15 protein-coding genes and 1 tRNA gene are annotated in these 13350 nt (G+C 69.0%); 11 read left to right on the forward strand and 5 right to left on the reverse strand.

Annotation, left to right across the window (positions count from 1 at the left end; translation table 11 throughout):
• Positions 1–193: 193 nt before the first annotated feature.
• Positions 194–526, reverse strand: a complete 333-nt coding sequence (locus ACP4E5_RS23490; RefSeq protein WP_425831750.1) for a DUF6344 domain-containing protein — start codon at positions 524–526, stop codon at positions 194–196.
• Between the two features lie 251 nt (positions 527–777).
• On the opposite strand from ACP4E5_RS23490, the gene ACP4E5_RS23495 reads away from it, so the two are divergent.
• Both ACP4E5_RS23495 and ACP4E5_RS23500 read left to right on the forward strand, forming a co-directional pair.
• Positions 778–906, forward strand: a complete 129-nt coding sequence (locus tag ACP4E5_RS23495; protein WP_003999697.1) for a DLW-39 family protein — start codon at positions 778–780, stop codon at positions 904–906.
• A gap of 148 nt (positions 907–1054) precedes the next feature.
• Positions 1055–2542: a hypothetical protein gene (locus ACP4E5_RS23500; RefSeq protein ID WP_425831752.1), complete on the forward strand. Its 1488-nt coding sequence runs from the start codon at positions 1055–1057 to the stop codon at positions 2540–2542.
• A 40-nt stretch (positions 2543–2582) separates the two neighbouring features.
• Here ACP4E5_RS23500 and ACP4E5_RS23505 read toward each other — a convergent pair whose 3' ends face one another.
• Both ACP4E5_RS23505 and ACP4E5_RS23510 read right to left on the reverse strand, forming a co-directional pair.
• Positions 2583–4676, reverse strand: coding sequence for a serine/threonine-protein kinase (locus tag ACP4E5_RS23505; RefSeq protein WP_425831754.1), 2094 nt, complete (start codon positions 4674–4676; stop codon positions 2583–2585).
• 54 nt (positions 4677–4730) lie between these two features.
• The gene (locus ACP4E5_RS23510) at positions 4731–5279 is read right to left on the reverse strand and encodes a helix-turn-helix domain-containing protein (RefSeq protein ID WP_425831756.1); all 549 of its coding nucleotides are present in this window, start codon (positions 5277–5279) and stop codon (positions 4731–4733) included.
• Between the two features lie 184 nt (positions 5280–5463).
• On the opposite strand from ACP4E5_RS23510, the gene ACP4E5_RS23515 reads away from it, so the two are divergent.
• Positions 5464–5536: transfer RNA gene (locus ACP4E5_RS23515), tRNA-Ala, on the forward strand.
• 61 nt (positions 5537–5597) lie between these two features.
• Here the strand turns inward: ACP4E5_RS23515 and ACP4E5_RS23520 are convergent.
• Complete coding sequence (locus tag ACP4E5_RS23520; protein WP_425841601.1) at positions 5598–6296, reverse strand: DUF5324 family protein; 699 nt, start codon at positions 6294–6296, stop codon at positions 5598–5600.
• Positions 6297–6577: 281 nt separating this feature from the next.
• On the opposite strand from ACP4E5_RS23520, the gene ACP4E5_RS23525 reads away from it, so the two are divergent.
• Together ACP4E5_RS23525 and ACP4E5_RS23530 are read left to right on the forward strand one after the other, a co-directional pair.
• Complete coding sequence (locus ACP4E5_RS23525; protein WP_425831758.1) at positions 6578–7105, forward strand: peptidylprolyl isomerase; 528 nt, start codon at positions 6578–6580, stop codon at positions 7103–7105.
• Between the two features lie 145 nt (positions 7106–7250).
• Positions 7251–8150 carry a rhomboid family intramembrane serine protease gene (locus ACP4E5_RS23530; RefSeq protein ID WP_425831760.1) on the forward strand — a complete coding sequence of 300 codons (900 nt, stop codon included), beginning with the start codon at positions 7251–7253 and terminating at the stop codon, positions 8148–8150.
• 298 nt (positions 8151–8448) lie between these two features.
• Here the strand turns inward: ACP4E5_RS23530 and crgA are convergent, their stop codons facing one another.
• Positions 8449–8706 carry a cell division protein CrgA gene (gene crgA, locus ACP4E5_RS23535; protein ID WP_385759110.1) on the reverse strand — a complete coding sequence of 86 codons (258 nt, stop codon included), beginning with the start codon at positions 8704–8706 and terminating at the stop codon, positions 8449–8451.
• A 153-nt stretch (positions 8707–8859) separates the two neighbouring features.
• Here crgA and ACP4E5_RS23540 point away from each other — a divergent pair, with 153 nt between their 5' ends.
• The 6 genes from ACP4E5_RS23540 to ACP4E5_RS23565 all read left to right on the forward strand — a co-directional run bounded on the left by ACP4E5_RS23540 (position 8860) and on the right by ACP4E5_RS23565 (position 13255).
• Positions 8860–9627, forward strand: a complete 768-nt coding sequence (locus tag ACP4E5_RS23540) for a DUF881 domain-containing protein (RefSeq protein WP_425831762.1) — start codon at positions 8860–8862, stop codon at positions 9625–9627.
• 30 nt (positions 9628–9657) lie between these two features.
• Positions 9658–10371: a class E sortase gene (locus ACP4E5_RS23545; protein WP_425831764.1), complete on the forward strand. Its 714-nt coding sequence runs from the start codon at positions 9658–9660 to the stop codon at positions 10369–10371.
• A 41-nt stretch (positions 10372–10412) separates the two neighbouring features.
• Positions 10413–10574 carry a hypothetical protein gene (locus ACP4E5_RS23550; protein WP_425831766.1) on the forward strand — a complete coding sequence of 54 codons (162 nt, stop codon included), beginning with the start codon at positions 10413–10415 and terminating at the stop codon, positions 10572–10574.
• Positions 10571–11218, forward strand: a complete 648-nt coding sequence (locus ACP4E5_RS23555; RefSeq protein ID WP_425831768.1) for an aminodeoxychorismate/anthranilate synthase component II — start codon at positions 10571–10573, stop codon at positions 11216–11218. Before ACP4E5_RS23550 ends, ACP4E5_RS23555 begins: the two co-directional genes overlap by 4 nt.
• A complete protein-coding gene (locus ACP4E5_RS23560) occupies positions 11215–12453 on the forward strand; it encodes a class E sortase (RefSeq protein WP_425831770.1) in 1239 nt (412 codons plus the stop codon). Before ACP4E5_RS23555 ends, ACP4E5_RS23560 begins: the two co-directional genes overlap by 4 nt.
• A gap of 61 nt (positions 12454–12514) precedes the next feature.
• A complete protein-coding gene (locus tag ACP4E5_RS23565) occupies positions 12515–13255 on the forward strand; it encodes a class E sortase (protein WP_425831772.1) in 741 nt (246 codons plus the stop codon).
• The last annotated feature ends 95 nt before the right edge of the window (positions 13256–13350 follow it).

The following is a 13350-nucleotide window of genomic DNA, read 5'->3' on the forward strand; positions in this document are numbered from 1 at the left end:
CTGCCGGTTCTTCTGCTGCTTCTTCTACTGCTTCTTCTACTGCTTCTTCTTCTGCGACTGCTTCTTCTGCTGTGTCGCTACTGCGTGGTTGCGCGATCCTGCCTTGTCCGGGCGTTGTTGTTCGCCCGGCTGTTCCGTCTGTGCTGCTGGTACTTCTGTTACGTCTGCGTCTACGTCTGCTGCGTGGTGCGGACTACAGCTGCGTGGTGAGGGCTTCGGACGCCAGGTTGCTGTCGGCGTTGCGCTGCTCGGTGTCGGCCGGCGGGCGGTGGCGGGCGCTCGGGGAGGAACCGTGGGCCTCGGCGCGGATGCGCTGCTTCATCGTCGGTGGCAGGGACCGCTTGAACGACCAGTACGGGCGGGCCGCCGCGGGGGCGGGGGTGCTGACCGCCGCGGTCTGGGTCTTCTCCGACTGCTGAGTCGGAGTGGCCGCGGTGGCCGGGGAGGTGAGTCCGAGCGCCGAGAAGAGCGCGATGAATGCGGAGATGATGACGGTCCACAGCGTCATGACCTTGTGCTTGGTCATGGCCCCTCGCTTTCAGGTTGGGCGATTTGCTTACTTTCCTCATGATGTGGATGGGGGCCGGGGAGTGCGGGACCGACGCTCGCGGGTCGTCGATATTCAGATGAACACCACTCGGATGGGCGTAAACGGCCGTTTCTACCGCGGTCTTCAGGGGCCGAGTTGAGGTGGATCCAGGTCACCGATCGGTATCGATCGGTGTGTATAGTCGGGCGCCAGAAGTCCCCTACGTCAAGGAAAGACGAGGTCGCGCGGTGAAGAAGCTTCTCCTGGTCGCACTGGCCGCCATCGGCGGGCTCCTCGTGTACCGCCAGATCCAGGCGGATCGCGCCGAGCAGGATCTGTGGACGGAGGCGACTGACTCCGTGCCCACGGGTTCGTGAGTATCGACAACAGTCTCTTCATAGGGCCCCGGTCGCAGCAGCGGCCGGGGCTTTGTGCTGTCCGGGGCGCCTTTACGTATGCGATCGCGTGGCGGGAAACCGTCGCACGCCGGACACCGTGCGGAGTGGAACGGCAGGATGGCCGTTCATGGGGAGACTCCTGAGGCGACTGAGGAAGGGGCGGCGCGGCCGGGGCCCGGCGAGGGGCGCTGCCGGGGCGGGGCTGTGCGCGGCCCTGGTGCTGGCGCTGCCGGGGGCGGCGACGGCGGCGGGCAACGGCGATCCGTATGTCTTCGCCCAGGGCGCCCGAGCCGTCGACGGAGCGACCAGTGGCGCGACGGCGGCGCAGCTCAAGACGGGTGAGACGTACAGGAGTTCACTCGCGGCCGGGGACGGTGTCGCCTCCTACTACCGCGTCGAACTGGACGGGGCCGCCACCGCGTACGCCTCGGTCGTGGCCGTCCCGCCGCTCGGATCGGGCGTGAAGGCGGCGGCCGCGGACGGCATCGCGGTGTCGTTGCGGGACGGACAGGGAAATCAGTGCGATGCCGAGCGTGCGACGTTCCGCTCCGGCTCCTACCCGCGGCCGATAGCGGCGGCGGTCGAGCGTCCCGTACGTCCGGGAGAGGCGCGGTGTCAGGCGGCGGGGACGTACTACGTGGTCGTGGAGCGGGTGGCGGCGGCCGGGTCGAGCGATCGGGACTGGGGGCTCGAACTGCGGGTGGCCACCGAGCCGGGGCTGGTGTCCGCGGCACCTGGCGCGGGGGCGCGGTCCTGGCCGTCGGAGCCGGCTGAGCTGCCTTCGGGGGTGGGCGCGCGGCGCAGTGGGGGTACCGGGTTCAACGATGCGAGGGCGCTGAAGCCCGGCGCCTGGAGGGACCGGATCGGGCCGGGGCAGAGCCACTTCTACCGGGTGCCGGTCGACTGGGGGCAACAGCTCTCCTTCGGCGCCGAGTTGGACGGTTCGGCGGGTGGCGGTGCGCGGCGGGAGCGGGAGCGGGAAGTGGTGCCGGGGGCGCTCGACATGGAGCTGTACAACCCCGCGCGGGCGCCGGTGGCAACGAAGGGCGCCACGTACTCGGGTGACGCGACGTCGGCCGCGTTCGACCCGTTGCCGCCCGTGGCGTACGGGAACCGTCTGCTGTCGCGCGAAGACGAGGCGGCGATGGGGCTCGCCGGCTGGTACTGGGTCAAGGTCACGCTCGACCCGGCGATGGCGGAGGAGGCCGGGGGCCTCGGGATGACGTTGCGGGTGGCCGTCGACGGGGCGGCGAAGCGGGCGCCCGACTATGTGCGGGACCCGGGGGAGTTCCAGGTGACGGACGAGGATGTGGCGGCCGCCGAGCGGGGGGAAGGCGGGGCGGAGTGGGACTTCGGGGCCGACTCGGGCGCCGGCTCCAGGTCCGGCTCGGGGGCGGGTACTGATCCGGGCTCTGGTGGCGACCCGGGTTCTGGTTCTGCGGGTGGGCGAGGTGGGGCTTCCGGTGGGGCGGTGGCTTCGTCCGCTACGTCAACAGGGGGCGATCCGATGACGTTGGTGGGGGTGGCCGGGGTCGGGACCGGGAGTGCGCTGGTGCTGTGGCTGGCGTTGTGGCGGGTGGTCGCCGTGCGGAAGGTGCGGCGGGCGCGGGGCTGAGCGGGGCGGGCTCCCGGGTGCGGGGGCCGGCGGGAACCGGTCAGGGGCGGGTCAGTGCCCAGATGCCCACCGCGAAACAGGCCAGGGCCAGGAGCAATACCGGGATCGTCACCCTCGCGGGTGGTCCTGGCCGGGGCCCGGGAACTTCTCCGTCACCGGATGCGTACAGAGAGTGATGGGCCTGGGGAGGGTCGAGCGGGGAGGGGGCGGACGGGTGCGGGGCGTGAAGCGGTGGTTCGACGGCCGGTTCCGGAGAGGGGTCGGGCACGGGGGTGCGTACGGGTACGGGGTCGGGGCTGGGTGTCGGTTCCGGGGGGCGCGGTGGCGGCGTGGGGTCGACCGGCGGCGGGGTGTGCGTGGCTGGTGGCGTGCTGCGGCTGATCGGTGGGGTGAAGCCGGTGGTCGGTGGGGCCGGTGGCATCTCGGGCACGGGAGGAATCCGGGGCTCCGGGGGCACTGCTGGAGTCGGTGGCACCGCGGGCGTGGGGGACGCCAAGGCCTCGGGCGGCGCCGAAGGACGTGGTGGGAGCGGGGTGTTGGGGGGAGGTGGCGGAACCTGTGGCACCGATGCGCCCGTACCGGTCCCTTGGTCAACAGGGCCCGCTCCGTGAGCCGGGTAGCCGGGGAGGTCGGCACCTCGCCCCGCCGTCAACTGCTCGTGCACCGGGACCCCCGCGCCGTGCGGCGAAGGCACGGCTCCGTGCCCGGCCGGGTCGGCCCCACCTATCGGTGCAGCTGCCTCGCCGGCCGATGTACCGGGCCCGCTCACCGGGACCCCGGCCCCGTGCGGCGAAGGCCCGGATCCGTGCGGCGAAGGCCCGGCTCCCTGCCCAGCCGCGTCTACCCTGCCTACCGGTGTGCCAGCCTCGCCGGCCGCTGTGCCGAGCCCGTTCGACGGCGTCCCTGCGCCGTGCGATGGCATTCCCGCCCCGTGCGGCGAAGGCCCGGCTCCCTGCCCAGCCGCGTCTGCCCTGCCTACCGGTGTGCCAGCCTCGCCGGCCGCTGTGCCGAATCCGTTCGACGGCGTCCCTGCGCCGTGCGATGGCATTCCCGCCCCGTGCACCGGGACCCCCGCCCCGTGTGGCGATGGACCGGCTCCCTGCCCTTCCCGGTCGACCCCGCCTACCGGTGCACCTGCCTCGCCGGCCGATGTACCGGCCCCGCTCATCGGCGCCCCCGCCCCGCTCGCGGGCGTTCCTCCTCCGCCCACCGGCGACCCCGTCCCGCCCACCGGCCGGGCACGGCGGCCGCGTGCCGCTGGGCCGGTGGGGGTGAAGCCCGGGGGGAGGGGGCCGAGTTGGTCGAAGACTTCGATCAGCTCGTCGTCGGGGCCCGGTTCCGGGAGGAGTTCGAAGGCGGAGAGAAGGGCCTTGCGGGCGCCGGTCGCGGTGCGGAACCGCGTATCGGGGTCCGGCTGCAGAAGCCCGGCGAGGACACCCCACAGCGGACCGGGCACGCCCTGCGGCGCCCGCGGGGTGCCGTGTTCCTCGAAGTGTTCGATCAGCGCCTTGGAGTCGGGCCTGGCACCTTCGAGGAGATAAAGCGCGACGAGCCCCGCCGCGAACAGGTCCGCGGGAAAGTCGGGCTCCGCACCCATCTCCTGCTCGGGCGCGAAGTACCCCGGCGTGCCCACCACAAAGTCCGCCTCCGTCAGACGCGGTTCGCCCTTGCGCATCGCGATGCCGAAGTCGGACACACGCAGATGCGGCAGCCCGGTGCCGGTGGCCTCGAGCAAGAGGTTGGCGGGCTTGATGTCGCGGTGCACCACGCCTTCGGCATGCACGGCCGCCAGTCCGGAGAGGAGTTGATCGAGGAGGACACAGGCGAACTGGGGCGGCAGCGGCCCGTAATCCGCGACGAGATGGACGAGCGAACCACCCGCGACCAGATCCATGGTGAACAGGACCTTGTCGTCGTCCGCGGCCCAGCTGGCCGGGGCCAGGACGTGCGGGTGATCGATGCGCAGCGCCTGCTCCCGCACGAAGCGCAGCAGCGTGTGCGCGTCCGACTGCTGCAGCACCTTCGCCGCCACATAGCGGCGGCGCCGGTGGTCCCAGGCGCGCCAGACCGCGCCCACTCCCCCACGGCCGATCGGATCGGCCAGTTCGTACCGGCCGGCGAAGACCTCACCCATGGTCGTGCGTCGCTCCCCTCCCGGAGCCGGACACGGCGCCGCGCCAGGCCGGGGTCAGCTCTGGTGCGACTGGTAGTGAGCGACCGCGTCGGAGGTGCGCCCCGCGCCGTACACCCGGAGGAACTCTGCCAGTTCGGGGTGGCTGGGGGCGAGAGTGTCCGCCGCCTCGATGATGTCGCTCGCGGCCGAGACGGAGCGCAGCAGCGACTGAATCTCACGCACCACGCGCTTCACCGTCGGCGCGCCCGAACTGTTCGACGCCTGCCCGGTGTTGGTGAGCACCGACCCGCCCTGCGACTTCTTGATCTCGTCCATCCGCTCGATGGCCTCGGCCGCACTGACACTGCCGTCGGCGACCTGCCCCGCGAGCGACTGAAGCAGCTGCACGCGCTGCACCACGGCAGGGTTGCCGATCTTCGCGCGCTGACCGCTCATCAGCTGCGACAGCATGGGAGCGGAAAGCCCGAGCACCCCCGCGAGGCGGGCCTGATTGAGCCCCAGGTCCTCGATCAGCCGACGGAAGAGCGCCCCCAGCGGCTCCCCGTACCAGTTCCGCTGGAGCTCCCTGGCTCTTGCTGTGGCTTCCTGCTGTGCGGCGTCCATTGCGTCTCCCCATCGCTTCCCCAAGTACGGTGCTTCGCTGCCGCGAAGCACGTGGGGGCATCTTACGGAGCGTGGTCGCCCGCCGGGACCCCCAATCTTTTTGCAGGATTCAGGGGGTGACCCGGTACTCTGGTCTGCGGTGCCGAACCGGAGGTCGAACCCTCCGGTGGGACGCATCGTTTTCGGGGCCTTAGCTCAGTTGGTAGAGCGCTGTCTTTGCATGGCAGATGTCAGGGGTTCGACTCCCCTAGGCTCCACAACAAAAAGCCCCTCCAACCAGGTTCGCCCTGGTCGGAGGGGCTTTCGCCGTATCGGGTGTCAGCGCTCGTCCTCCACGGACGTGTCCGCCTCGGCCTGCTTAGCCTCCACCTCCGGGTCGAGGATGTCCCGCCCGCTGCCGTCGACGGATGTCAGCGGAGCGCTGTCGGGGACCTCGGTGGCGGCCGGCGGCTCCACCAGCCAGTCCGGGTTGGCCTGCTTGTCCCACCACTTCCACGCGGCGAACGCGCCGCCCGCGAGGATGCCGAGCACGACGAGACGCTTGGCGACACGGCCGGAGCGGGCCCGCCGCTCGTGCTTGCGCACCAGCTTGCGGATCTCCTTCGGCGAGACGTCGCCGCGCAGCCCGGAGTAGGCGGCACTGCCGCGGGCCGCGGCCTCCTTGCGGGCCGGCTCGGACGCGGCCACCGCCTGCTCGATGCGCGGCTTCGAGTACGCCGCCGCCTGCCGGGCGGCCTCGCGGGTGCGGGCCGCAGCGTCCTGCGCGGCTTGGTCGAGCTTCGGCGGGACATGCGTCCGCGCCTGCTCGAGGCGCGGAGCGAGGTGCGTGTCGTACTGGGCACGCGCCTGGTGCGCGGCCTGCGAAACCTTGGGCCCGAGCGCGACGCGCGCCTCTTGCGCGTACGTCGTGGCCCGGTCCCTGGCCGACTCGGCGTAGGGCGCCACCACTTCCGCGGCATGCAGCACGCTGTCCTTGGCCGAGCCGGTCGCGGCACGCACGCTGTCGATGCGGGTCACGGGATCCTCCTCCTCGGTGGCGTACAGGTTTTTCACCTTTCCACCCTTTCGCGGATCCTGCCTGCCAGGAGCGTCAATGCGGTGGTAAGGCTTGGTACGGCTTGATAAAGGGACTTGGCGACGACAATGCCACGGATCGTGGCAGGGCGCGCCTCTTCGACTGCGAGTAGACCGGTTTTCGGCGACTGAAACCCCCGCACAACCCTGACAAGTCCGTCCGGGACCACCAGCGATGCGCCGTGCGAGGATCGGGGGGCACAAATGTCAACGGAAGGCAGATCGTGGCCGAGCAGCTGTACGCCACTCTCAAGACCAACCAGGGCGACATCGAGGTCCGGCTGCTGCCGAACCACACCCCCAAGACGGTCAAGAACTTCGTGGAGCTCGCCAAGGGCGAGCGTGAATGGACCAACCCGGAGACCGGAGAGAAGTCCACGGCGCCCCTCTACGACGGCACGATCTTCCACCGCGTCATCGGCGGCTTCATGATCCAGGGCGGCGACCCGCTGGGAAACGGCACGGGCGGCCCCGGCTACCAGTTCGAGGACGAGTTCCACCCCGACCTGGCCTTCACCAAGCCGTATCTGCTCGCGATGGCCAACGCGGGACCCGGTACCAACGGTTCGCAGTTCTTCATCACCGTCTCGCCCACCGCCTGGCTGACCCGCAAGCACACGATCTTCGGTGAGGTCGTCGACGAGGCCAGCCAGAAGATCGTCGACGCGATCGCCGGCACGCAGACCAACCCGCGCACCGACCGGCCGGTCAACGACGTGATCATCGAGAGCGTCTCCGTAGAGACCCGCTAGCTCCGCAGGGAACCAATACGCCCCGCCGTCCGTCGCCTGTTCGTAGGCCCGGGGGCGGGGCGGCGCGCTGCGCAGCCGCGCGGCGCCGACGACATCGCACCCCACCACCCCACCACTCGACCCGAGACCCGAGGGGACGACCGCCATGGACCAGGCGCCCGGCAGCCCGCAGGAACCGAAGGACGCCCAGGGCCTGCCCGGCTGCTACCGGCACCCGGACCGCCCGACCGGCATCAGCTGCACCCGCTGCGAGCGGCCCATCTGCCCCGAGTGCATGGTCAGCGCCTCCGTCGGATTCCAGTGCCCCGAGTGCGTGCGCGGCGGCTCGGGAACGGGACACGCCCCCAGCGCGAACCAGCCGAGAACCATGGCAGGCGGCACGATCACCTCCGACCCGCGCCTGGTCACCAAGGTGCTGCTCGGGATCTGCGTGGCCGTGTTCATCGTGCAGATGACGGTCGGCGACCGGTTCACCGAGCGCTTCGAAATGCTCGGCCTCGCCTGGGTACCCGACCTCGGCGGCCTCGAAGGCGTGGCAGAGGGACAGTGGTACCGGCTGCTCACCGCGATGTTCCTGCACGGCTCCTACGTCCACATCGCCTTCAACATGCTCAGCCTGTGGTGGATCGGCGGCCCGCTGGAAGCGGCCCTCGGCCGCGCCCGCTACATCGCGCTCTACCTGGTCTCGGGCCTGGCAGGCAGCGCCCTGACCTACCTGCTCGCCGCCCAGAACCAGCCGTCACTCGGCGCCTCCGGGGCCATCTTCGGCCTGTTCGGCGCGACCGCGATCCTGATGCGGCGACTCAACTACGATCTGCGGCCGGTCATCGCGCTGCTCGTGATCAACCTGATCTTCACGTTCAACCCGGCCTTCAACATCGCCTGGCAGGCACACATCGGGGGCCTCGCCGGCGGCCTGATCGTCGGCTACGCCATGGTCCACGCCCCGCGGGAGCGTCGCGCGCTCGTGCAGTACGGGACCTGTGTGCTGGTTCTGATCGCCGTGCTGGTCACCGTCGTCGTCAGGACCGCGCAGCTCACCTGAGCCCGGTTGTCCACGGATGATGACCGAGGTTGTCCACAGCGTGTGGTGGATCTTGTGCATCCAGTGGGGAACAGCTGTGCCCCTTGTCATCAACCCGGGTTTGACCAGGAGGGACAAGGGGCGAACAGGTGGTCGAGCGGAGTTGGACCAGTCACACCGGTGTCAACGCCGAGTGGGTTATCCACAGATCATGCGACCTTTTCCACGGCTGTGGAAAATCAACCCGGGTCTGTGGATAACTCAGTGGATAGCTCAGGGCAGAGCTACTTCCAGAGCTGCTTCCACAGCTACGTCGCGGCTACTTCCACTGGGTGGAGACGCCGAAGCCGCCGGCGATGAAGCCGAAGCCCACGACGATGTTCCAGTTGCCGAGCGCCTTGATCGGCAGCGTGCCGTCGGCCACGTAGAAGACGACGATCCAGACGAGACCGATGAGGAACAGCGCCAGCATTACTGGTGCCACCCAGCCGCGGTTGGTCAGCTTGATATTGGCTGCCTGCTTCGACGCCGTCGGCGGCGTGTAGTCGGCCTTCTTGCGGATACGTGACTTCGGCACGAGGGTCTCTCCTGTCGATGCGCTGCGTGGCCGCGCAGAGTACGTGGGCTGGCTCCGGAGCAGCGTACAAGGGGAAGTTGTGGGGATTCCCCGTGCTCCTCCGGGCGTCCGTTAGCGTAGTGCTTCCGTGGCGTCGAAGGAGATAAGGGTACGTTGAGCAATTCCGTCGACTCTGCCAAGAGTTCCGCTCGTGGGCGCCTGCGGCCCGTGCGGTTGCTCACCGTCGGCGTTTTCGCGCTCGCCGGCCTCATCTTCTTCACCAGTTTCAATACGGCCAAGGGCACCAATATCCGGACGGACGGGTCGCTGCTGAAGCTCTCCGACCTCATCCAGGAGCGCAGCCGCAAGAACCAGAACCTGGAAGCGGTCAACGGTGGGGTCCGCGGCGACGTCGAGCGCCTCGCCGAGCGGGACAACGGCTCGTCCAAGGCCGACGACGAGAAGCTGACCGGCCTGGAGAAGGCGTCCGGGACGAAGAAGCTGAAGGGCGAGGCGATCTCCGTCACACTCGACGACGCCCCGCCGAACGCCGGCCCCAAGCTCCCCGGCTACCCCGATCCCCAGCCCAACGACCTGGTCATCCACCAGCAGGACCTGCAGGCCGTGGTGAACGCCCTGTGGCACGGCGGCGCCAAGGGCATCAAGGTCATGGACCAGCGCCTCATCTCGACGTCCGCCGTCCGCTGCGTCGGCAACACCCTGATCCTCCAGGGCCGCGTCTACTCGCCGCCGTACAAGATCACCGCGGTCGGGGACCCGGAGAAGCTGAAGCAGGCGGTCGCGGCCTCGCCGGAGATCCAGAACTACATGCTGTACGTCAACGCGTACGGGCTCGGCTGGAAAGTTGAGGACGACGGGGCGGTGACTCTTCCCGGTTACTCGGGCACAGTGGATCTCCACTACGCGAAGCCCGTGAACTAGCCATGGAGTAGCCGCCGTACTGGGGGACCTGTGTCGGTACGTGTCGCCATCAGGACATTCAGCGAAGTCTGCATCACTGTCGGTGCCTTGATCGTGTTGTTCGTCGCGTACGTGCTGTTCTGGACCGGTGTGAAGGCCGACAGTGCGATGGGCAGCCAGATCGACGACCTCCAGGACCAATGGGCGAAGCGGCCGGTGGCCAGTGCGACGTCCGACGGCCAGGGCGGGGGCCAGGGCCAGACCAGTGCGGCGCCGCCGAAGCAGGGGCCGTACAAGGACGGCAAGCCCTTCGGTGTGATGTACATCCCGCGGCTTGGTTTCACGTGGAACAAGCCCGTGCTGCAGAACACGAAGGTCGACACCCTCAAGAAGGGGCTCGGGCACTACGCGGGCACGGCTCAGCTCGGGGAGAAGGGGAACTTCGCGGTCGCCGGGCACCGGCGCACGTACGGCGACCCGTTCAAGGACTTCCCGAAGCTCAGGCCGGGTGACCCGGTGGTGCTCACCGACGGGGACACCTGGTTCACGTACGTCATCGACACCAAGCCGTACAAGACGCTGCCCAGCGATGTCGGAGTGATCGATCCGGTGCCGCGGAAGTCCGGTTACAACGAGCCGGGGCGCTATCTGACGCTGACGACGTGTGAGCCGGAGTGGGGCCACAGTCACCGGCTGATCGTCTGGGGGCATCTTGATGCCACTCAGCCTGTAGAGGCAGGCAAACCGAAAGCGCTGCGCCGTTAGTCTGGTGCCGTAATCGCAGAACGGTGGAAGGGGAGCCCGGCATGTACGGCTGGATCTGGCGGCATCTGCCGGGGAACACCTGGGTGAGGGCAGGGATCTCGGTCCTGCTGGCCCTGGCGGTCGTGTACGTCCTCTTCCAGTACGTCTTCCCCTGGGCCGAGCCGCTGCTGCCCTTCAACGATGTGACGGTGAACGGCCAGTGAGCACGCGAAAGACCCGCATTCTCGTCGTCGACAACTACGACAGCTTTGTCTTCAACCTCGTCCAGTACCTGTACCAGCTGGGTGCCGAGTGCGAGGTGGTGCGCAACGACGAGGTGACGACCTCGCACGCGCAGGACGGATTCGACGGCGTGCTGCTCAGCCCGGGTCCCGGCGCTCCCGAACAGGCCGGTGTCTGCATCGAGATGGTGCGGCACTGCGCGGCGACCGGTGTGCCCGTCTTCGGTGTGTGCCTCGGCATGCAGTCGATGCAGGTGGCCTACGGCGGTGTCGTGGACCGCGCGCCCGAGCTGCTGCACGGCAAGACCTCGCTCGTCGGTCACGAGGGCAAGGGTGTCTTCGCGGGCCTTCCCGACCCGTTCACGGCCACCCGCTACCACTCGCTGGCGGCGGAGCCGGGGACCGTACCGGAGGAGCTGGAGGTCACGGCGCGCACCGAGGACGGCATCATCATGGGGCTTCGCCACCGTGAACTGCCGGTCGAGGGCGTGCAGTTCCACCCCGAGTCGGTGCTCACCGAGCACGGGCACCTGATGCTCGCGAACTGGCTCGTCGAGTGTGGGGACGAGGGCGCTGTGGCCAGATCGGCCGGGCTCGCGCCGGTCGTGGGCAGGGCCTCGGCGTGACCGCGTTGCGCCCCGAGCAGGACGGTGAGACCGGCGGGTTCGAGGATGCGGTGGCCCGCCTCGACGACCCGCTGAACGATCCGTTGCCGGGGCAGCACCCGTCGCCGTGGTTCCGGCCGTCGGGAGCGCAGGAGCAGGAGTCACAGCCGGAGCCACAGCTGGAGCCGGAGCCCGAGTGGTACGACCCGCAGGGGTACGCACAGGACTGGTACGGGAGCGCGCAGCGGCAGGACACGGGGCGGCCGGCGGCGTCCGTACCCCCCGAGGCCCAGCACACCCCGCAGCAGGCCTCTGAGCCCGTCTACAGCCCCGTACAGGAAGAGCCCGGGCCCGAGCGGCAGCCGGTGCTGGATGACGAGACCGTCGCCCTGCGTACCGCGGACACGCGGCGAATAGTCGAGACCTCGCCGATCACCGGTGGCCGGGCCGCGCGCAGGAAGGCCGCCCGGCGGGGCGGCGGACGGCATTCGGCGGCGCCTGCCGGCGAGCAGGAGTCGGAGGCGGGAGCGGACGGCAGACCGCTGACCCGGATGGAGGCGCGTGCCGCGGCGCGTGCGGCCAAGCCGGGTGCCGGGGTGATCGCGAGCCGGGCGATCGGTGAAGTCTTCATCAGCATCGGGGTGTTGATGCTGCTGTTCGTCACCTACCAGCTGTGGTGGTCGAACATAAGGGCCCATGACATCGCCGGCAGCGCCCGGCACAGCCTTGAGGACGACTGGGCCAACGGCAAGCGCAAGCCCGGTGCGTTCGAACCGGGGCAGGGCTTCGCGATTCTCTACATCCCGAAGCTGGACGTCGTCGTGCCGATCGCCGAGGGCATCAGCAAGACGCAGGTTCTCGACAAGGGCATGGTCGGGCACTACGACAAGGACAGTATTCCGACCGCGATGCCGGATGCGAAGAAGGGGAACTTCGCGGTCGCCGGGCACCGCAATACCCACGGTGAGCCGTTCCGTTTCATCAACCGTCTCGAGCCGGGTGACCCGATCGTGGTCGAGACGCAGGACAAGTACTACGTGTACAAAATGGCGAGCATCCTGCCGCAGACGATGCCGTCGAACACGTCTGTGCTCAACCCGATCCCGGCGGGCTCCGGTTTCACCAAGCCGGGGCGCTACATCACTCTGACGACGTGCACTCCGGAATTCACCAGTACGTATCGAATGATCGTCTGGGGCAAGATGGTCGAGGAGCGTCCGCGGAGCAAGGGCAAGCCGGACGCGCTCGTCGAATAACCGGGGACCACCGGGCACCAGGCATCGGGCAGTACGGCGCACAGAGACGGGGCATGACGCAGTGGCAGCGACGACCGACCATGGGGAAGAAGCCGCACCAAAAGACGCCTCGCCTTCGCCGTCGCCCCGGCGCGGCCGGATCGCGACCGCTGTCAGCGTCTTCGGTGAACTGCTCATCACGGCGGGCGTGATCCTCGGTCTCTTCGTCGCCTATTCACTGTGGTGGACGAATGTCGTCGCGGATCGTGCGGCGGGCAAGCAGGGCGACAAGGTGCGCGACCAGTGGAAGGGCAACAGCGGTCCCGGCGCCCTGGACACGAAGAACGGCATCGGCTTCCTGCACGTGCCCGCGATGACCAAGGGCGAGGTGCTGGTCGAGAAGGGCACCGACACCAAGATCCTCAATGAGGGTGTCGCCGGCTATTACACGGACCCCGTGAAGGCGGCGCTGCCGACGAACGGGAAGAACGGCAACTTCTCGCTGGCCGCGCACCGGGACGGGCACGGCGCCAAGTTCCACAACATCGACAAGATCGAGAAGGGCGACCCGATCGTCTTCGAGACGAAGGACGACTGGTACGTCTACAAGGTCTTCAACGTTCTCCCGGAGACCTCGAAGTACAACGTGGACGTCCTCGACAAGGTGCCCAAGGAGTCGGGGAAGAAGAAGGCCGGGAAGTACATCACGCTGACGACGTGCACGCCGGTCTACACGTCCACGTACCGGTACGTGGTGTGGGGCGAGCTGGAGCGGGTCGACAAGGTGGACGCGGATCGGACGCCGCCGAGGGAGCTGAGGTAGGGCGGGTGGCTGTCCGCCTACGATGAGCGGGGCCCGAAGCCGCAACTTGCTCTTGCGGCTTCGGGCCCTTTGTCTTCTGCGGTGCTGATGTTCGG

Origin of the sequence: Streptomyces fractus, from assembly GCF_049844455.1 — a bacterium.
GTDB lineage: Bacteria > Actinomycetota > Actinomycetes > Streptomycetales > Streptomycetaceae > Streptomyces > Streptomyces fractus.